Origin of the sequence: Pseudofrankia coriaricola (genome assembly GCF_001854805.1) — a bacterium.
Classification (GTDB): Bacteria; Actinomycetota; Actinomycetes; order Frankiales; family Frankiaceae; genus Pseudofrankia.
On record NZ_MBLO01000025.1, the window covers coordinates 88,342 to 107,961 of the forward strand.

The 19,620-nt window shown below is 70.5% G+C and carries 16 protein-coding genes and 2 tRNA genes; 4 read left to right on the top strand and 14 right to left on the bottom strand.

Annotation, left to right across the window (positions count from 1 at the left end; translation table 11 throughout):
- Window positions 1–192: 192 nt before the first annotated feature.
- From BCD48_RS04570 to xylA, 11 genes are all read right to left on the bottom strand, one after another.
- On the bottom strand, window positions 193–1,224 hold the full coding sequence (locus BCD48_RS04570) for an NAD(P)H-dependent amine dehydrogenase family protein (protein WP_071046962.1): 1,032 nt from the start codon (window positions 1,222–1,224) through the stop codon (window positions 193–195).
- 27 nt (window positions 1,225–1,251) lie between these two features.
- Window positions 1,252–2,109, bottom strand: a complete 858-nt coding sequence (locus BCD48_RS04575; protein ID WP_071046963.1) for an SDR family NAD(P)-dependent oxidoreductase — start codon at window positions 2,107–2,109, stop codon at window positions 1,252–1,254.
- Window positions 2,110–2,201: 92 nt separating this feature from the next.
- Complete coding sequence (locus BCD48_RS04580; RefSeq protein WP_071046964.1) at window positions 2,202–3,311, bottom strand: NAD(P)H-dependent amine dehydrogenase family protein; 1,110 nt, start codon at window positions 3,309–3,311, stop codon at window positions 2,202–2,204.
- Window positions 3,308–4,129 carry an SDR family oxidoreductase gene (locus BCD48_RS04585; protein ID WP_071046997.1) on the bottom strand — a complete coding sequence of 274 codons (822 nt, stop codon included), beginning with the start codon at window positions 4,127–4,129 and terminating at the stop codon, window positions 3,308–3,310. Before BCD48_RS04585 ends, BCD48_RS04580 begins: the two co-directional genes overlap by 4 nt.
- Window positions 4,130–4,192: 63 nt before the next feature.
- Window positions 4,193–4,606 (bottom strand): VOC family protein, encoded by a 414-nt coding sequence (locus BCD48_RS04590; protein WP_071046965.1) that lies wholly within the window; start codon window positions 4,604–4,606, stop codon window positions 4,193–4,195.
- Between the two features lie 44 nt (window positions 4,607–4,650).
- Window positions 4,651–5,637 carry an NAD(P)H-dependent amine dehydrogenase family protein gene (locus BCD48_RS04595; RefSeq protein WP_241841507.1) on the bottom strand — a complete coding sequence of 329 codons (987 nt, stop codon included), beginning with the start codon at window positions 5,635–5,637 and terminating at the stop codon, window positions 4,651–4,653.
- Between the two features lie 56 nt (window positions 5,638–5,693).
- On the bottom strand, window positions 5,694–6,371 hold the full coding sequence (locus BCD48_RS04600) for a TetR/AcrR family transcriptional regulator (protein ID WP_071046967.1): 678 nt from the start codon (window positions 6,369–6,371) through the stop codon (window positions 5,694–5,696).
- The gene (locus tag BCD48_RS04605) at window positions 6,368–6,874 is read right to left on the bottom strand and encodes a hypothetical protein (RefSeq protein WP_071046968.1); all 507 of its coding nucleotides are present in this window, start codon (window positions 6,872–6,874) and stop codon (window positions 6,368–6,370) included. Before BCD48_RS04605 ends, BCD48_RS04600 begins: the two co-directional genes overlap by 4 nt.
- A 756-nt stretch (window positions 6,875–7,630) precedes the next feature.
- Window positions 7,631–7,707, bottom strand: a tRNA-Phe gene (locus BCD48_RS04615).
- Window positions 7,708–7,760: 53 nt separating this feature from the next.
- Window positions 7,761–7,835, bottom strand: a tRNA-Asp gene (locus BCD48_RS04620).
- 233 nt (window positions 7,836–8,068) lie between these two features.
- Window positions 8,069–9,244, bottom strand: a complete 1,176-nt coding sequence (xylA, locus tag BCD48_RS04625; protein WP_071046970.1) for a xylose isomerase — start codon at window positions 9,242–9,244, stop codon at window positions 8,069–8,071.
- Between the two features lie 241 nt (window positions 9,245–9,485).
- Here xylA and xylB point away from each other — a divergent pair, with 241 nt between their 5' ends.
- On the top strand, window positions 9,486–10,937 hold the full coding sequence (xylB, locus tag BCD48_RS04630; RefSeq protein ID WP_071046998.1) for a xylulokinase: 1,452 nt from the start codon (window positions 9,486–9,488) through the stop codon (window positions 10,935–10,937).
- Between the two features lie 168 nt (window positions 10,938–11,105).
- Here xylB and BCD48_RS04635 read toward each other — a convergent pair whose 3' ends face one another.
- A complete protein-coding gene (locus tag BCD48_RS04635) occupies window positions 11,106–12,362 on the bottom strand; it encodes an ROK family protein (RefSeq protein ID WP_071046971.1) in 1,257 nt (418 codons plus the stop codon).
- Window positions 12,363–12,542: 180 nt separating this feature from the next.
- Here BCD48_RS04635 and BCD48_RS04640 point away from each other — a divergent pair, with 180 nt between their 5' ends.
- From BCD48_RS04640 to BCD48_RS04650, 3 genes are all read left to right on the top strand, one after another.
- The gene (locus BCD48_RS04640) at window positions 12,543–13,658 is read left to right on the top strand and encodes a sugar ABC transporter substrate-binding protein (protein ID WP_071046972.1); all 1,116 of its coding nucleotides are present in this window, start codon (window positions 12,543–12,545) and stop codon (window positions 13,656–13,658) included.
- Window positions 13,659–14,298: 640 nt separating this feature from the next.
- Window positions 14,299–15,141 carry an ATP-binding cassette domain-containing protein gene (locus BCD48_RS04645; protein ID WP_071046973.1) on the top strand — a complete coding sequence of 281 codons (843 nt, stop codon included), beginning with the start codon at window positions 14,299–14,301 and terminating at the stop codon, window positions 15,139–15,141.
- Window positions 15,138–16,442: a sugar ABC transporter permease gene (locus tag BCD48_RS04650; RefSeq protein WP_198543073.1), complete on the top strand. Its 1,305-nt coding sequence runs from the start codon at window positions 15,138–15,140 to the stop codon at window positions 16,440–16,442. The genes BCD48_RS04645 and BCD48_RS04650 overlap by 4 nt, the downstream gene beginning before the upstream one ends.
- Before the next feature lie 81 nt (window positions 16,443–16,523).
- Here BCD48_RS04650 and BCD48_RS04655 read toward each other — a convergent pair whose 3' ends face one another.
- Together BCD48_RS04655 and BCD48_RS04660 are read right to left on the bottom strand one after the other, a co-directional pair.
- Window positions 16,524–17,639 carry an ABC transporter ATP-binding protein gene (locus BCD48_RS04655; RefSeq protein ID WP_071046974.1) on the bottom strand — a complete coding sequence of 372 codons (1,116 nt, stop codon included), beginning with the start codon at window positions 17,637–17,639 and terminating at the stop codon, window positions 16,524–16,526.
- Between the two features lie 76 nt (window positions 17,640–17,715).
- Entirely contained in the window at window positions 17,716–19,620 is a 1,905-nt protein-coding gene (locus BCD48_RS04660) for a glycoside hydrolase family 127 protein (RefSeq protein WP_071046975.1), read from the bottom strand.

A 19,620-nucleotide genomic window follows, 5' to 3' on the forward strand; every position in this document is an offset into this window, starting at 1 on the left:
TCTGTTTACGCAGTTCCGCCGGAACGCGTCGACCCTGATGCGCCGCGAGACCGATTTCGGCCGGAGCACCCGTCGGGCGACGTTCCGGCCGAGAGCAGTTATCTGGGCAGACTCACGGCATAGCAGACGACCCAGATCGAAGGCGCGGCAGGCGCTGCGGCGGTGACGACCACCTTCAGGGTTGAAGATACGCTACGCGTTCTCGCGGTTCAGCAGGTGGCGGCCGGTGACGAAGGGCAGGTCGGCGTGGTTGACGATGCCGGGGGCCGCGGCGACGACGTGGGGGATCGCGTTGACCGCGGGCATGGCGGTCGGCCCGGCCGACGCGAAGTGGGCGCTGCCGATCGGCGCCAGCCGCACCTGGACGCCCGGGTCGCCCTCGATCTCCAGCACGTAGCCGTCCTCGACCGGCCAGTTCGGCTCCATCTGGTCGCCGACCTTCCACACGAACCGGCACTCGATCACGGGCCGGCCGCCGGAGATCCCGGCGATCACACCCTTGAAGCCCGAGATCTGGCCCTTCTCCAGCTTCATGAATCCGAAGTCGATGTCGTCCGTCGCGGCGGCGAACTCGGCGGTGAACCGGACGTCGTCGAGCTCGATCGCCAGGGCGTGTGCCAGGACGCGGATCTGCTCCTTGAACGACCCGCAGTTCACCTCGATCATCCCGGGCGCGGCCGGGTCGTCCGGCTGCAGGCCGATGCTCATCGCGCGGAACATCCGCTCGTTGGCGTAGCCGCTCATGTCCAGCGACTCCAGCATCGAGATCCGGTCGATCCGGGTGCACATCGCGCTCGCCGCGAGCACGGTCATGCCCATGTGCCCGGGGTAGACGCCGGACGTGTAGAGCGACGACCCGCCGCGTTCGCAGGCGGCCGCGAGCCGGTCGCGGACGTCCTCGCCGTAGCCCGCGCCCGCGAGCATGTACATCGTGGACACGATGTTCACCCCGGCCGACAGAATTCGGTCGAGCTGGTCGAAGTCCGGCCGGTAGGCCATGTAGGCGACGCAGTCCGGCTTCAGCGCCAGCAGCGCGTCGACGTCGTCGGTCGCCGTGACGCCGATCGGCGCGATCCCGGCGAGCTCGCCGACGTCCTTACCGACCTTCTCCGGCGAATAGGCGTAACAGCCGACCACCTCCAGTGCCGGATGCCCGACCAGCCCACGGACAGCGGCGGTTCCCGTCTTTCCCGTCGTCCACTGAACGACACGCAGCTTGCTCATCGATGTCTCGTCTCCGTGGGTCCGGTCCTACCGGGCCTGCCGCTCGGGCGGGCGGGTCGAGGTCTCCATGAGCGCACGCCAGGTCAGGGTGACCTCGTCGCGCGGCATGGCCAGTGACCGGGTAGTGATCCACTCGTCGAGGGGCTTGGACCAGGTCACCGGGCCGTTCGGCAGCCCGTCGTACAGCGAGGTGGCGACCGTCTCCGGTTCGGTCGGGTTGACCAGGCCGTTGCGCATCCGGTCGAGCAGGTCCTCGGAGTTGGCCTTGTTGCACAGTTCCGGGTCGAGGGTGTCCTTGAAGGCGTTGAAGTTCGGCGACGCGGTCGCGCCGACGAGCATCGCGGTGACATCCACGCCCTGGTCGCCCAGCTCGCTCCACAGCGACTCGGCGAGGATCCACTCGAACGCCTTGCCCGCGTTGTAGGTAGCGCTCGTCACCGCACCCTGGGTGCCACCGGTGGAGCTGACCAGTGAGATCCCGCCCCGGCCCCGCGCCACCATCTTCGGCGCGAACTGGTTCAACAGGATGAGCGGCGTCGCGCAGTTCGCCTGCACCGACTGCAGCTGCAGCTCCAGCGAATGGGTCAGGAACAGCCCGATCGGCGCCACCGTCGCGTTGTACACGAATAACCCGATCTCCAGGTCATCCGTCGCGCCGGCCACGATCTCGCCGATCATCGGATCGGTCAGGTCCGCGGCCAACTCGCGCACCTCCACGCCATGGGTCGCCCGCACCTCCGCGGCGGTCGCGGCGAGCGTTTCGGCACCGCGGGCGTTCATCACGACGTTCAGCCCACGGGCCGCCGCCTCCAGCGACAGCGCCCGGCCGATACCCATGGACGCGCCGGCGATGAAGGCCCACGGCCCGTACTTGTCCTTGAACATGCTTCTCCTACCCGTCAGTCGATGCCGGCGAGCGGCGCGCTGGTGCGGTCCGCGCTGGGGCTTGCAGGCTGGAACGAGGGGACGCGGCGGGGTCAGGACCGCACGACGGTGGCCGGCCCGGGCCGGACGAGGCCTGCCGGGCGCACGAGCGGAAGGTCCAGGTGGGTGTGGATGCCGGGCGGTGCGGCGCAGACGGCCGGGATCGCGTTGACGGCGTTCATCGCCGTCCAGACCCGGCCCCAGTAGCCCTCGTCGCCGGTCGGGTGCTTGCGCGCGGGTTCGAGGGTGAGGGTTGTCGACGGCTCGCCCTCGATGCTCACCGAGTACTTGACGGTGCCGTAGCCCCAGTTCGGCTCCAGGTCGTCGGACATCTTCCAGAAGCTGCGGAAGACGATGACGGGCCGGCCGCCGGCCAGGGCGATCCACTCGTGGCGCATGCCCCCGACGGTGCCGGCGGGAATCTCGCCCGACCGCACGGTCAGGTCGGTCTTCGCGACGGCGACGTCGAAGTCCGTCGTGTATTCGTCGATGGTCACGCCCAGGCCCGCGGCGAGCAGCGCCATCGACTCGCGGAAGATGTTCTCCATCGTGTGGATCAACGGGCTGGGGTTCTTGCGCGCGTCGTCGGGGTCGCGGCCGAAGCCCAGCCCGTCGAAGTTCATCGCGTGCGACGGGTGCGGCGCGAGGTCGGCGACCTCCTGCACGGTGACCCGGTCGATGCGGGTGCACAGCCGGGCGACGGTCAGTGGCAGCAGGTCACCGGAGAAACCGGGGTGGATGCCCGCGCCGAAAAGGGAGGTACCGCCGTCGCGGCAGGCCGCGGCGAGCCGCGCGACCGGCTCCTGGTTCGCGAGCCCGGCCGGGAACACCCAGCCCGTCGGCGTGACGATGCTCTTTCCGGACCGCAGGATCTGGCACATCTCGTCGACATCCGCGTACAGCGGCGCGTAGTTCACGCAGTCCGCCTCCAACGCGAGGACGTCGTCGACGGAGCCGGTCGCCGCCACGCCGACGGGGTCGATCCCCGCGAGCGTCCCCGCGTCGACCCCTACCTTCTCCGCGCTGGTGACGTAGACCCCGACCAACTCGTAGCCCGGGGTGTCGACGAAGTGCCGGATCGCGATCCGGCCGATCGAGCCCGTCGCCCACTGGATGACCCGGTAGGTGCGCCCGGGTAAGCCGGTTTCGGTTGAGGTGCTCATGACAGCCACTGACCTCCGTTGACCGCGAGGTGCTGGCCAGTGATGACACTGGCCAGGTCGGACGCGAGGAAGAGCACTGCTCCGGCGCACTGGTCGGGCGACGGGACGATGCCCAGCGGCATCTCGGTAGCCTTGGTCTCCAGCCACTCGTCCACGCTCGTGCCCGCGGCCGCCGCCGCGCCGGCCCCGAGGCGCTCCAGGTTCTCCCCCTGGACCGGGCCGAGGAAGACGCCGTTCACCCGGACACCGAAGCCGCCGACCTCCAGCGCCAGGGTGCGCGCCAGCGCCGCCAGCGCCGCCTTCGACGTCGAGTAGGCGCCCATCGTGGCCGGCGTCCGCACCGCGGCGCCCGAGTTGACGAGGATGACCGAGCCGCCGCCGCGTTCTCTCATGATCGGCACCGCCGCTTGCACCAGGTGCAGCGCGCTGAACAGGTTGACGTCGAAGATGCCCCGCCATACATCCGGATCGGCGGTCAGGACGGGCTGCCAGTCGCCCTCGTGGTGGCCGTTCTGCACCAGGATGTCGACGCCGCCGAACCGCTCGGCCGCCGCGTCGACGAGGCGCTGGCAGGCGCTCGCGTCGGTGATGTCCGTCGGGATGGCCAACGGCTCCCGGCCCAACGCTCGGATCTCGGCGGCTACCGCCTCCAGCCGGTCAGCCCGCCGCGCCGCGAGCACGACGTCGACGCCGGCCCGGGCGAACCCCAGCGCGATGCTGCGTCCCATGCCCGGCCCGATCCCGGTGACCACCGCGACCTTCCCGGCTTCGAAAAGGGACGGACCCGGCCCGCCCGCTAAGCCGTCAGCACCGGTCATCTCGCGGTCCTCCATGGTGTCCATACGTCGGGTAGTGCGGTCCGCCGCCGCCTGGCGGTCGCGTCACGGGAGGTCGGTGGCGAGGAAGGTCGCGGGCATGCCGAAGACGGCGGCGTGCCGCGACTCGCGCAGCGAGAATCCCGGCGTGCTGCGGTCCTGGCTGTACTCGACCCGGCTGCCATGCCGCTCGGCGACGGCCGTGGCGGCGTCGATGTCCGGGACCTTCACGACGACCGAGTAGACGCCCTCGCCGTGCTCCGCCAGGAACCGCTCCACGTCCGCGGCCTCGGACCCTCCGGCCGCGGTCGGCGCGATCACCTCGATGCCGCCGTCCCAGTCGAGCAGGACCCGCAGGCCCACGTCGGCCAGGTCGATCTCGGTGAAGGTGAACCCGAGGTCGCTCCACAGGGCCGCGGCCGCGTCCTGGTTCTCGCGGCGGACGCAGAAGACGACGTGATGTAAGCCCGGTTTTGACATCTGGCTGCTCCTCGCAGTGGGCCCGCGGCGCGGGAGGACGGTTTCTAAAGGCTCGTCGCGACGGCCGTCACCAGGGGCAGCGTCGCGACGGTGGCGATTCCCGGCGGCGCGGCGCAGACCGCGGGGATGGCATTGACGGCGGGCATCGCCGTCATGATCATGCCCAGGCCCATGTAGTTCGGTTCCGACCAGTCCGGGGGCGGGAGAATCTGGAACTGGGACCGGACCGCGGGCAGCCCGTCGATCTCGACGAAGTAGCCGTGGCCGACCTTCCACGGCGGTTCCCGGTGCGGGCCCATGACCCACAGGACGCGGCACTCGACGAACGGTTTTGCGCCGCGCGTTCCCGTCCAGGCGGCGCGTACGCCCGAGACGGTGCCTTTCGGAATCGCCATGAATCCCAGGTCCGCGTCGTCGGTCGCGACGGCGAACTGCGCGTCGAAGACGATGTCGTCGAGCTCGGCGCCCAGCGCGTCGGCCATCAGCGCCACCGCGTCGGCGAACACCGTCGTCGCCCGCCGGGCACGCGTCAGCAAGTCGGGAGTGTCGATGGGGAGCCCGAAGCCGATGGCCCCCTGGGTCTCGGCCGACTCGTACCCGCTCGCGTCCACGGACTCCGTCACGCGGATGCGGTCGACCCGCTGGCAGATCCCGGCGCTGACCAGCCCGAAGAGGTTTGCGAAGCCAGGATTAACGCCGGAGCCAAACAAGGTGGCGCCACCGTCGAACGCCGCCCGCTCCAGCCTGGCGCGCCGCTGCGCGCCGAGGTAGTCACCGGTGATGAACTCGGCGGTCGTCGAGACGTTGACGCCGACCGTGAGGAGACGACTGACCTGGTCGTCGTCGAAGTGCATCGGGGAGTAGCTGACGCAGTCGGGGTGGGTGGCCAACAGGGCGTCGATGTCGTCTGTCGCCAGTACCCCGACCGGTTCTCCCCCGGCCAGCACGCCGGCGTCGACGCCGACCTTGTCCGGGCTGTGCGCGAAGCAGCCGACGAGCTCCAGGCGCGGATCGGCCGCGATGGCGCGCAACGCCCTCCGACCTACGTTCCCGGTCGTCCATTGGACCACGCGAAGGCGTCCGTGCGTCATGAGGCATCTCCTGTCAGGTGAGCATCCGCACGGGCCGCGCTCGCGGGCTCCAGGTGCGCGACCAGCAGGTCGACCAGCGCGGCTCGCTCACGGGAGGTGTCGAGCGGCTCGCGGGTGGCCAGCTGGGCGAAGACCAGCCCGCGCAGCGCCGCCCAGAGCAGGTGGCCGACGGCTCTCGCGTCACCGTGGCGCTGCCGCTCGGCGATCAGCTCCTCGCCGAGGCGCGCCAGCTCGGCCGCGATCAAGGCGAAATGCTCGCCCGTCGCCGTGTCACGTTGGCTGCGCGTCGCGACGGCGATCTCCAGGCTCGCTCGCGACGCCGGAGTGCAGAACGCGGCCCAGGCGGCCTCGACGAGCGCGCCGACCTGCTCGCGGGTGGAGCCAGCCCCGACCCCGACGGCGGCCATGCGCCGGCGCAGCTCGTCGAAGCTCGCGTCGACGACGGCCGTCAGCAGGCCATCACGGTCTCCGAAGTGATACTGGATCACACCCCAGGTGACGCCCGCCCGCTCGGCAATGTGCTTGGCGCTGGCGGCGGCGAAGCCTTCCTCAACCACGCAGCGCACGGTCTCTTCCATGATCAGGGCGCGGGTCCGCTCGGCGCGCTCCTGCGTGCCGCTCGCCGGCCGGGTCGGCGCGATCGACCCGACGCGACGCGTGCCGCGCGACGTCACGACATGAGGCCGTGGGCCTGGGCGACCGGCAGGTCGGACAGGTGCGTGGGCCCAGGAGGCGCCGCGCAGACCGCGGGGATCGCGTTCACGGCCTTGGCCGCCGTCGCGATGACGCCAGCCTCGTTGTGATCGGTGCGCTCGTCGCCGACATGGGTGTTGATCTCGACGCCCGGCACACCCTTGATCACGACCCGGTGCACGCCCGGTCGCCCGTCGGGCGGGAACGGCCACTCGGGCGCGGCCTGGGGGGTCAGCCGGTTCACGTGCTCCATGACGATCGCGGGGCGTCCGCGCATGATGCCCTCGACGGCGAAGCGGACGGCGGCGACCTGGCCCGGCTCGACGGTCATCATCGTGCAGGTGATGGTCTCGGTGGCGGTCCAGGTCTCGTCGGGGCTGCTGGCATGCACCCCCACCAGTTCCAGCCCGGGACGGTTGATGATCGAGCGCAAGGAGCGACGCCCGACGTTCCCGGTGGAGAACTGAATCACGCGCAGCGACATGGACGCTCCCGACTGTGCGAGCCGGCGACCTCCGGCCTGGGGCATCATAAACGACTTAATGGTTTCGCTGTCCAGCGATCGCCGGAGGATCCCCGCGTCACGGCGAGAGCAGGGTGGGGCTGGCGCGCAGCCGTGCGTCCGTGAGCTCGGCGGGACCGTCGAGCTCGACCAGGATGACGAACTCGCAGCCCTATATGGGCGTGTCTGACATGGAGTGCAAGCCCACCGCCCGCCAGGCCGCACCGCGGCCGCACGGGCTTGGCCCGCCTGCTTGGAGGCGGCCGCACGCCGCTGCCGCTGCCTGCACCGGGCGGTTTCTCTGGGCCGACGAGGCGTGTCAACACCAAAAAACTGCGATCGGGGACCGTCCGCCCCATAAGCGGACGGTCGGCCAGACCGCTCCGTGCGTATGGGCAGGTCAGCCGGCTGTGTTGGAGGGCGCCGCCGAGCTCTGCGGCTCACTTGTAGCAACCCGTGTAGCAATGGCTGGTGACCGAACGCAGAGGAATGTGACTCGCTGGATCGCGATGCTGTCGTCGCAGATCGGGGGGCTCCAGCGGCCCGATCGCGTGGAGTGTGGCCAGATGTGGCGTCTCGAAGCGGACGCTCAGCCAAGGTGTTTGTTCTGGTCAGCGGGGTGCTTGGGGACCATCCGCCGTTCTAGCAAAACGGTCAGTTGCTACATCCGTTGCTACATAACGATCTTCAAAAGCCTCTAAACGATCTCATCTGTGAGGCAAACCCGCTGGTCAGAGGTGGTGGGCAGGGGCGGGGTCGAACCGCCGACCTTCCGCTTTTCAGGCGGACGCTCGTACCGACTGAGCTACCTGCCCCCAGACGACACGTCCGGGGCGCTCGAATACTCGACCACCACGGACGTTGTGCGCGGTCCCGACGGGATTCGAACCCGCGACCTCCGCCTTGACAGGGCGGCGTGAACTCCAGACTTCACCACGGGACCAAGCAACGATCTTCAATTTTCGATCTTACCGCCGCGACTCACGTTGCAAGCCCCGTCCAGCACTTCGAGCAGAAGCATACAGGATGGCGAGAGGGTCGATGAGGGGGTGCTCGCCCATCCGTTGAACCACGCCAGGCCGATGCCCGGCGGTGGCGGGGACGGGGCCACCGCGCAGGGAAGCGGATGAGGGCTGAGCAAGTGCCGGTGCCGCCGGGGCACCGGAGCTCAGAACCTCAGGCGACGCCGAAGAGGTGCTCGAGGGCCAGCTGGTCGAGGTGTTCGATGTTGACGGCGCGGGCGCCGGCGGCGTCGGCGTCGTAGTCCTCGTAGGCGCCGCGGTCGGCGACGAAGTCCGTGAGGGTCTCGCCGGGGGCGAGGGTCGGGGTGGAGAGGGCGCCCACGCCGGCAGCCTTCAGGGCCTCGATCACGCGCGGGTCCTGGCGGAACGCGGCCGCCTTCTCCTTGAGGATCAGGTAGGTCCGCATGCAGGCGGCGGCCGAGACCCAGGCGCCGTCGACGTTTTCGGCACGCGGCGGCTTGAAGTCGAAGTGCCGCGGGCCGTCGTAGCCGGCGCTCTCCAGCAGGTCGACGAGGAAGAACGCGCTCTTCACGTCGGCGGCGCCGAAGCGCAGGTCCTGGTCGTACTTGAGGCCGTGCTGGCCGTTGAGGTCGATGTGGAACAGCTTGCCGGACCACAGCGCCTGTGCGTAGCCGTGCACCACGTTGAGCCCGGCCATGGTCTCGTGGCCGACCTCCGGGTTCAGGCCGACCATGTCCGGATACTCGAGCTGGTTGATGAACGCCAACGCGTGGCCGATCGTCGGCAGCAGGATGTCGCCGCGTGGCTCGTTCGGCTTCGGCTCCAGCGCGAACCGGATGTCATAGCCGCGCTCCCGGACGTACTCGCACAGGACGTCGACGGCCTCCTTGAGGCGGTCGAGCGCCGCGCGCGGGTCCTTGGCCGCGTCGCTTTCCGCGCCTTCCCGGCCACCCCAGGCGACATAGATCTTCGCGCCGAACTCGGCGGCGAGGTCGATGTTGCGCATTGTCTTGCGCAACGCGAACCGGCGTACGCCGCGGTCGTTCGCGGTGAACGCGCCTTCCTTGAACGCCGGGTGGAAGAACAGGTTCGTGGTCATCATCGGGACGACCAGACCAGTCTCGTCCAGCGCGGCCCGGAACCGCTTGATGTACCGGTCCCGCTCGGCGTCGTCCGCCCCGAACGGGATCAGGTCGTCGTCGTGGAAGGTCACGCCGTAGGCACCCAGCTCGGCGAGGCGGTGGACGGTGTCCACCGGGTCCAGCGCCGGCCGGGTCACCTCGCCGAAGGGGTCGCGGCCCTGCCAGCCAACGGTCCACAGACCGAAGCTGAACCGGTCGGCCCGGGTCGGAGTCAGATCGCTGGCCATGGCGTCACCTCAAGGTTAGTTTGGTGGTGGCTACAACAAATAGGCCAGGTGGAGCCGCCATGCAACCCCTTGTCTCTGCTTGTGAACATCCAGTAGCAATAGGAAACCGTGCCGAAACGGGTAAAATACCGGCGCTCTGCGAGACGTGGCCCTCGCCGCCCGAGCGGGCCTGCTCAACATTCCCACCGGCCGCTCAACCAAAGCGGCGCACGGCTTGGCGGGCGGGGATCGGCGGTCGCTCGTGACGCTGGTCGCCGGAGTCGACTCCTCGACCCAGTCGACGAAGATCGTGGTGTGTGACGCGGCCGACGGCACGGTCGTCCGGTCGGCGGCGGCTCCCCATCCCGAGGGCACCGAGGTCGATCCCGAGGCCTGGTGGTCCGCGCTGCGCGTGGCGGCTGGAGGCGGGCTGCTCGACGGGGTGGCCGCGCTCTCGGTCGCCGGCCAGCAGCACGGCATGGTCGCGCTCGACGACGTGGGCCGCACGGTGCGCCCGGCGTTGCTGTGGAATGACGTGCGCTCCGCCGACGACGCCGACGACCTGGTCGCCGAGCTCGGCGCCGAGAAGTGGGCGACGGCCACCGGAAGCGTGCCGACGGCGAGTTTCACCGTCACCAAGCTGCGCTGGCTCGCCCGTCGCGAGCCGGCGAACGCCGCCAGGACCAGCTCGGTCCTGCTCCCGCACGACTGGCTCACCTGGCGCCTCGCGGGCGGCGGCGGAGGCAACGGCCAGGAGGCCGGCGTGGTGAACGCGCCGAGGACCACCGACCGAGGTGACGCCTCCGGCACCGGCTACTGGTCGCCGTCGACCGGCGGCTACCTCCCCGAGTTCGTCGACCGCGCCCTCGGACACCCGCTGGAGCTCCCCAGGGCCGCCGCCCCCCACGAGGTCGTCGCCCAGGCCGTTCGGGTCGCCGCCCCCGGCACGCTGCTCGCCCCGGGCACCGGCGACAACATGGCCGCTGCTCTCGGCATCTGCCCGCTGCCCGGTGACGTGATCGTCTCGGTCGGTACCAGCGGCACGATCTTCGCGACGTCGGAGGTGCCCACGCGGGACCCGGAGGGGCTGGTCGCCGGCTTCGCCGACGCGACCGGGCGCTTCCTGCCGCTGGTCTGCACGCTCAACGCCGCCCGGGTGCTCACCACCGTCGCGGAACTGCTCGGCGTGAGCTTCGAGGGGTTCGACGCACTGGCGCTGGCCGCCGAGCCCGGGGCCGGCGGGCTCACGCTGCTGCCGTTCCTTGACGGCGAGCGCACGCCGAACCTGCCTCGCTCGCGCGGCCTGCTGGCCGGGCTGTCCCGCGGGAACCTCTCCCGGGAGAACCTCGCCAGGTCGGCGGTGGAGGGGGTGCTGTGCGGCCTGGCCGTCGGTGTCGACGCGCTGCGCCGGCACGGTGTGCGGGTGCGCCGGGCGGTGCTGGTCGGTGGCGGGGCCCGGTCGCGCGCCGTGCGCCAGATCGCGCCTGCGGTACTGGGGCTCCCCGTCGTGCTGCCCGACCCCGGTATTGAGTGGGTCGCCAGGGGCGCGGCCAGGCAGGCGGCCTGGGCGCTGTCGGGTGCGGCCGAGCCGCCCGACTGGGCGGTCGCGGCGGACCTGGTCGCCGCCGAGCCGGACCCGCTGACCAGGTCCGCCTTCGCCGGCGTCCTCGACGGGGTCCTGCCGCTGCTGCGCCGAGAACACCCCGTGAACTGACGTCCGCCAGGCGTCGGCCGGAGCCGGACGGACGGGTCCGCCGGCCGCCGGTCCGCCGGCCCGCCGGCGCGGACCAGCAGGTCAGCGTGCAAACAGGTCAGCGTGCAAGCAGGTCGGCGCGCCAGTAGGTCAGCGCGCCAGTAGGTCAGCGGGCCGGCGGAGCCGGCATCAGCCGCCCATGGCGGCCAGGCTCGTGGCCACGCCGAGAGGGTCGTCGAGGAGGCGGGCGAAGGCGAGCTCGGCCGCGCCGAACAACGCGGAGTCGCCACCGAGCGCGGACGGGACCAGCGCGACGTGCTCGCGGGACACGGTCAGGCCGCCGGCGCCCATCCGGCTGACGATGTCGTGCTCCATCAAGGCGAGCAGGTCGCGCAGCTCGCCGCCGAAGATCACCAGCTCGGGGTTGAACAGGTTGACGAGGTTGCCGACGCCGACGGCGAGCCAGCGGCTGACCTCGTCGAGCGCCCAGCGGGCGCGCGGGCTGCCGGCCTGCGCGCTGGCGACGATGTCCTGGACGGTGGTGCCGTCGCCCGGCTCGTGCCCAGCGGCGCGCAGGACGGCGTCCGTGCCGACCTCGGTCTCCCAGCAGCCACGCGCGCCGCAGCGGCAGCGTTGGCCGGCCGGGTTGACGACCATGTGCCCGGCCTCGCCGGCGTAGCCACCGTGGCCGCGCAGCGGCCGGCCACCACAGATGATCCCCGCGCCCACGCCGACGTTGCCGGACAGGTAGACGATGTCGTCGTGGCCACGGGCGACGCCCCTGGCCTGCTCGGCCAGAGCGCCGAGATCGGCGTCGTTGGCGACGAGGACACCCGCATCGTCGAGCATGCTGCCGGGCAGCACGTCGGCGAGCGCGACGCCGAGCGCCTCACCGAACGGCCGCTCCTCCCAGCCGAGGTTGGGCGCGAACCGGACGAATCCGTCCGAACCGCGCACCACCGCCGGGGTGGCGATCCCGACCCCCACGCAGCGGGCCTGTGGGCCGAGCGCGTCCACCAGCCGGCGCGCGGTGGTCGCGGTCAGCTTCACGACCTCGTCGAAGTCCCGGCAGTCCGGCAGCAGCGGGACGACGTCCCTGGAGAGCACCGTGCCGCCGAGGCCGACCCTGGCGCCGACGATCCGATCCACCCTCAGGTCGAACGCGAGCACCTGGTAGCGCTCGGTTTCCGGCACGACGACGAACGAGGGCCGGCCCGCGCCCGAGCGCACCTCGGGCGACTCCTCCCGGACGAGCCCGGCGGTGCTCGCGAGGTCCGCGGCCAGCGCGCCGATCGTGCTGCGGTTGAGCCCGGTCTGCGCGGTCAGGGTGGCGCGCTGTGTCGGCCCGGCCAGATGGACGTAGCGCAGCAGCAGGCTGAGGTTGTGGCGGCGTAGCTCCTCCTGCTTGATCCCTGAGATGTTTGGGTGTGGCCGCGGGAAGCGCATCACATGCCCAGTCTGGCGGAGCGGGCAGATGTCGATAAGTGGCTATGTATGTACACAGGGTCACCATTTCCGGTTGATGGCGACATTCGCTTGCGTGAGGCTGATCACACGAATATGTTCTGCCGCACAACTTAGCATCCGCATCCTGGGCTGTTTCGCCCAAGGAAGGGGCCTACGCAGATGCGCACGAAGCTCTTAAGAGTCGCGGCGGCAGGAGCCTGTCTCGCGCTCGGGATCGCTGCCTGTGGTGGTGGCGGCGACGACGACAACGGTGGCGGCGCGTCCGCCGGCGCCTCAGGCGGCGCGGTCAAGGGCAAGATCGGAGTGATCCTGCCCGACACGAAGTCGTCCGATCGCTGGGCGACGGCCGACGAGCCGCTGCTGAAGGCCGCGTTCCAGAAGGCCGGCATCGCGTACGACATCCAGAACGCTCAGGGTGACGCGACGCAGATGCAGACCATCGCCGACCAGATGATCACCAACGGTGTCACCGTGCTGATGATCACTAACCTCGACTCCGGCTCCGGCAAGGCGATCGAGGACAAGGCGAAGGGACAGGGCGTCGCGACGATCGACTACGACCGGCTGACGCTCGGCGGCTCCGCTCAGTACTACGTCAGCTTCGACAACGTCGCGGTCGGCAAGCTGCAGGGTGAGGGTCTGGTCAAGTGCCTGACCGACGCCAACGCGCAGAAGCCGATCATCGCCGAGCTGAACGGCTCGCCGACCGACAACAACGCCACGCTGTTCAAGCAGGGCTACGACTCGGTCCTCAAGCCGAAGTACGACGACGGCTCGTTCGTCAAGGGCCCGGACCAGTCCGTGCCCAAGTGGGACAACCAGCAGGCCGGCACGATCTTCGAGCAGATGCTGACCCAGCAGCCGAACATCGGTGGCGTGCTCGCCGCCAATGACGGCCTTGGCCAGGCGGCGCTCGCGATCCTCGCCAAGAACGGCCTCAACGGGAAGGTCCCGGTCACCGGCCAGGACGCCACCACCCCCGCGCTGCAGAACATCCTCGCCGGCGACCAGTGCATGTCCGTGTACAAGGCCGTCAAGAAGGAGGCGGACGCGGCCTCCGCGCTCGCCATCAGCCTGGCGAAGGGCGAGAAGGGCGACGCCCCGCAGACGATCCACGACCCCGAGGGGAACCGGGACGTCCCGTCCGTGCTGCTGCAGCCGGTGGCGATCTACAAGGACAACGTCAAGGACGTCCTCGCCGACGGTTACGTGACCAAGGCCCAGCTCTGCACCGGCAAGTTCGCGGCGCTCTGCACCACCGCCGGCATCTCCTAAGGGATCAGAGGAGTACCGGGCCAAAGGAGGCGCGAAAATGTTCTTCTTCGCGCCTCCGGCGGCCACCTCCCCGGAAGTACGGCCAAAGGAGGCGCGAAAATGTTCTTCTTCGCGCCTCCGGCGGCCACCTCCCTGGGAGTACCGGGCCAAAGGAGGCGCGAAAATGTTCTTCTTCGCGCCTCCGGCGGCCCCTCCCCGAGGTGCCGGCGGCGACGGGCTGAGCTAGTTCTCACCGGTCCGCCCGCAGGGGCTGGCCCACCCGAACCCGGGGACCCGGCGCTGGGCGGGCCGTGGGTGGACCGGTGGGGACGCTTCCGGCAGCCGGACGACGTCCGCGGGTGGCGACCTTGTCGCCGCCCGCGGACGTCGTCCCTGCCTCAGCTGGTCACGGACGCTGTTTTAGCGGTGCAGAGCCGCCCATACTGCTATCGATCTGTAATCCAGGACACATCCACCCACCGCCACCATCCGCTTCGTCCGCGTGCCAATACGACCTGCCAGATCACGGACCTGCCAGATCGCTGACCTCCCAGATCGACTCCGTCGATCCGGCAGGAACCCTGTCACCGATCCGTCAGGAACCCGTCCCCGATCCGGCAGGGACCCCGGGCCGCCGATCCGCGCATGGCGAGGAGTGAGCATGAGCGACCATCCACCGCCGGGGACGCCCGTCCTCGAACTGCGCGGCGTCCACAAGAGCTTCGGCCCGGTAGAGGTACTGAACGGCATCGACTTCGCGGCCAACGCGGGCGAGGTGACCGCGCTGGTCGGCGACAACGGCGCGGGCAAGTCGACGCTGGTCAAGTGCATCGGCGGGATCTACTCGATGGACTCCGGCGCCTACCTGTTCAAGGGCCAGCCGGTCTCGGTCCATCTGCCGAAGGACGCGGCCGCGCTCGGTATCGAGATCGTCTACCAGGACCTGGCGCTCGCGGACAACCTGGACATCGTCCAGAACATGTTCCTCGGACGGGAGAAGCGCGGCCGCTTCGCCGCCCTCGACGAGGCGTCGATGGAGAAGGAGGCCGCGAAGACGCTGGCCGGGCTCTCGGTCCGGACGGTGAAGTCGCTGCGGCAGCGGGTGGCGAGCCTGTCCGGTGGCCAGCGCCAGACGGTGGCCATCGCCAAGGCCGTGCTGTGGAACAGCACGGTCGTGATCCTGGACGAGCCGACCGCCGCCCTCGGCGTCGCGCAGACCGAGCAGGTGCTCCAGCTGGTCCGCACGCTCGCCGACCAGGGCCTCGCCGTCGTCCTGATCTCGCACAACATGCGGGACGTCATTCAGGTGTCGGACCGGATCTGCGCGCTCTACCTCGGCCGGGTCGCCGCCGACGTCCGTACGGCCGACGTCACCGTCTCGGATGTCATCCAAATGATCACGACCGGCGCGCCGCCGGACAAGAAGACAGTGGCGAACGGTGCCGAGGGCGACACCGTCGCGGCGTCCGGCGCGGTGGCGGCGACCAGCGGAGGTTCGGCATGAGCGCCACCGAAGTCGCCCCCAACCTCAGCAAGGAGCCCGCCGCGCCGGGCACGCCGGCGCCCGCCGGCACCGAGAGCACCGTGCAGGTGGAGAGCCCGAGTCTGGTCGACTACGGCCGCGAGTACATCAGCAAGGTGCGCGGCGGTGACATGGGGGCGCTGCCCGCCATCCTGGGCCTGCTCGTGCTGTGCGTCGCGTTCGCGATCCTGCGCTCGAGGTTCGTCTCGGCCATCAACTTCGCGAACCTGTTCACGCAGGGCGCGGCCGTCACCGTGATCGCGATGGGCCTGGTCTTCGTCCTGCTGCTGGGCGAGATCGACCTGTCGGCCGGCTTCGCCTCCGGCGTCTGCGCCGCCGTCATGGCCACGTTGACCGCCGAGCACGGCCAGCCGTGGTGGGTCTCGATCCTCGCGGGGCTGGGGACCGGCGTCGTGATCGGACTGGTGCTCGGGTTCCTGGTCGCGAGAGTCGGTATCCCGTCGTTCGTGGTCACACTGGCGGCATTCCTGGCCTTCCAGGGGACCGTCCTGCTGATCATCGGCAACGGCGGGAACATCTCGATCAGGGACGAGACCATCGTCGCGATCTCCAACAAGAACCTGCCGACCTATGGTGGCTGGATCCTGTTCGCGGTGGTGGTCCTCGGGTTCGGCGCGAGCCAGCTGATGCGCAGCGCCACCCGCCGCCGCGGGGGCCTGCAGGCCGACCCGTTCTCGGTCATCGCCGTCCGCACCGGCGCGTTGGCGGTGCTCGCGGGCCTGGCGGTCTACGCGCTCAACCTGCAGCGCTCGCGCACCGCGATCGTCTCGCTGAAGGGCGTGCCGATCGTCATCCCGATCATCCTGGTGCTGGTCGTCGTCGGGACATACGTCCTGAACCGGACGTCCTACGGGCGGCACATCTACGCCGTCGGCGGCAACGCGGAGGCCGCCCGGCGCGCCGGCATCAACGTCGTGCGCATCCGGATCTCCTGCTTCGTCATCTGCTCGGCGATGGCGGCGGTCGGCGGCATCATCGCCGCGTCCCGGGCGACCTCGGTCGACCCGAACGCCGGTGGCAGCAACACGCTGCTCTACGCGGTCGGCGCCGCGGTCATCGGCGGTACCAGCCTCTTCGGTGGCAAGGGCCGGATCATCGACGCCGTGCTGGGTGGCGCCGTGGTCGCGGTCATCGACAACGGCATGGGCCTCATGGGCTACAGCGCCGGCACCAAGTTCATCGTCACCGGCTGCGTGCTCGCCGTCGCCGCCAGCGTCGACGCTCTGAGCCGCAAACGCGCCGCCTCCACCGGCCGCATCTAGCGCCATCGCTGACCCATCGCCGCAGACCCCGGCCGCGCGAGGCTTCGCCCCACTCGCGGCCGGGGTCTGCGGCGTCTGGGCTCAGTCGGGCAGGCGCCGGCCGGTCTTCGTGGAGAAGACATGGAAGGCGTCGTCGCGAATGCGGAGCCGGACCTTCTCGCCTCGTCGTGGGACCCCCTTCGGGGCGAGTCGGGCGACGACGGTGACGGTGGGCGTCGCGTCGATCCGCCCGCTCACGGCGGGGGCTACGGCGGTGCCGTAGAGGTAGGCATCGGCACCGAGCTCCTCGACCAGGTCGACGGTGATGGCGAAGCCCTCGCCATCGCCGCGGAGTTCGAGTGCTTCGGGGCGGAATCCGACAGTGACAGCGGTGGCGCCCTCGTCGGCCGCGGCCCGCGCGGCGGCGCGGGAGAGCGGAATCACGGTTTCGCCGAACCGTGCGCAGCCGTCTTCGAGTGGAGCCTCGATGAGGTTCATCGCGGGCGAACCGATGAACCCGGCGACGAAGACGGTCTCGGGACGCTCGTAGAGCGCGAGCGGAGTATCGACCTGGCAGAGCTGGCCCTCGCGGAGTACGGCGACGCGGTCGCCCATGGTCATGGCCTCGACCTGGTCGTGGGTGACGTAGGCGGTGGTGACCCCGAGCCGGCGTTGCAGGGAGGCGATCTGGGTGCGGGTGGAGACCCGCAGCTTGGCGTCGAGGTTGGACAGCGGCTCGTCCATGAGGAAGACCTGGGGCTCCCGCACGATGGCTCGGCCCATCGCGACCCGCTGGCGCTGGCCGCCGGAGAGCATTCTGGGCTTGCGGTCGAGGTAGGGCTCGAGGTCGAGCAGCGCCGCGGTCGCGCGGATCCGCCGGGTGCGTTCCTCCTTCGCGACCCCGGCTGCCTTCAGCGCGAAGCCCAGGTTGCCGGCCACGCTCAGGTGCGGGTAGAGCGCGTAGTTCTGGAACACCATGGCGATGTCCCTGTTCTTGGGCGGCAGGTCGGTGACGTCGCGTTCCCCGATCCGGATCCTGCCCGCGTCGACGGGCTCCAGCCCGGCGATCATCCGCAGCGCCGTGGACTTGCCGCAGCCGGATGGGCCGACCAGGACGAGGAACTCCCCATCGGCGATCTGAAGCTCGAACGCGTCTACCGCCGGGCGGTCCGCGCCGGGATAGACCCTGGTGGCCTCGACGAATTCAACGGTTGCCATGGCGGTGCACCCTCCACCGGCTCCGAACGTGCCGGACAATCCGAACGAAATGCTCGGGACGCGTCGATGGGACGCGTCAGGCACCGAGCACGGGGATCCACACGCGCATCGTTGAAGGCCCACGCTCGGCCCATGCGTGGTATCGCACGAGCGGTACGTCGGAACGCCGGCCGGTGCGCTCGTCGACAATGCTGGCGATCACTACTCCCGCGTCCTCGCGCGGTGGCACGGCCGGGTCGATGCGCAGGTCGGCGAAGTCGGACTCCTCGATCGCCGTGCCGGCCAGGTCGACTGACTCGAGCGCGAGAACCTCGGGCCCGCGTTCGACGGCGAGACAGCCACGGACGGCGTCGACGCGGGAGTCGGCGCGGCTGAGACGCGGCGCGACGAGCAGGGTGAGCTCGACCTCGTCGCCGGCCGCGAAGCCGCGGGAAACGGTCGCCACCCCGGGGCCGACCACGGTCTCCTGGCGTGAGCCGTCGACACCTCGCACGGCAAGCCGGGAATTCGAAGCCCACGGCGGTACTCGGAGTGAGAGCGTCCACGGTTTCCCGGCATCGGTCAGCACGCGCACCCGCACGGTGCCGTCGGCCGGGTAGGCGGTCGCCACCTCGAGCGCGACCTCGCGCCCGTCGTCGAGCGTGGCCCTGATCGTGGCGGGCGCATATTGGTGCAGCTGGATGCCCGAGCCGTCCGTCGTGGCCAGGTACGCGGCGAGGCTGGCGAACGTGCGCGCGGTGTTCGGCAAGCAGCAGGAGACCTCGAACCACGGCGCGCGCAGCGAGGACTGGGCCCGCGGCGAGACGGCCTCGGCGTCGGCGTCGGCGGCGGGCGAGCGTTGGTGCAGCGTGTTCGCGTAGTAGAACGCCGTGCCCTCGGCCGAGGGGGAGGTCTCGAGCACGTTGTAGAGGCTGCGCTCGATCTGGTCGGCATAGCGGGCGTCCCCGCGCGCGAGCAGCATCCGCCAGCTGAACATGACCGACGCCACGGCGGCGCACGTCTCGGAGTAGGCGCGGTCGGGAGGCAGCTCCCAGTCCTCGCCGAATGCCTCGTCCTGATGATGCGAGCCCTGGCCGCCGGTGATGTACGTGCGGCGCTCGACCGTCCGCGTCCACTGGCGGTCCAGCGCCGCGAGCAGTTCGTCGTCACCGGTCTCGACCGCGACGTCGGTCGCCGCGGCGGCGAGGTAGTTCGCCCGGACGGAGTGACCGCGAAGCACCGCGGCGGCGCGTAGGGGACCGTCGTCCTGAAAGTACGACCGGCCCCATTCGATATCGCGCAGCGTGCCGTCCCCATGCCGGTCGACGAACAGGCGGGCCTGCTCGAGATAGCGCGGTACTCCCGTCGCCCGGCCGAGTTCGCCGAGGCCGACCTCGACCTCGGCGTGTCCGCAGATCCGCTCGATTCCGCCCTTGCCGAAAACCTCGCAGACCAGGTCGGCGGCGCGGCATGCGATCTCGAGGAGGCCGTCGCCCGCGTCGGGGCAGGTGCGGGCCCGCGCGACGGCTGCCTGGAAGAGATGCCCGAGACAGTAGAGCTCGTGTCCCCATTCCAGGTCCGACCAGCGGGGCGGCTGGCCGGGGCGGCCGAACCGGGTGTTCAGGTATCCGTCGGGCTCCTGCGCGGCCGCGACCCGGGCGACCGCGCGGCGGAAGCGCCGATCGAGCTCGTCGCCGCCGCCGCGGCGGCCGATCTCCCAGGCGACGGCCTCGAGGTACTTGTAGACCTCGGAGTCGGAGAACTCACGGCCCCGGCGCCCTTCGGGTAGTCGTCCCGCCGCGGCGAGATCGAAGTTCGGGAGCCATCCCTCGCGTTCGAGCCACGCCTCGATGTGCGGAAGCGTGTTGCGGCCGTTCACGTCCTGCCTGCGGGCCCAGAAGCCCCCGACGATGGCGACCTCGGTGAGGCCGAGCGGACGCAGGGCGCCCCTGGTCGGCGCGACGGGCACGGAGCGGGCGCCAGCGGTAATGGAATGGGTCAT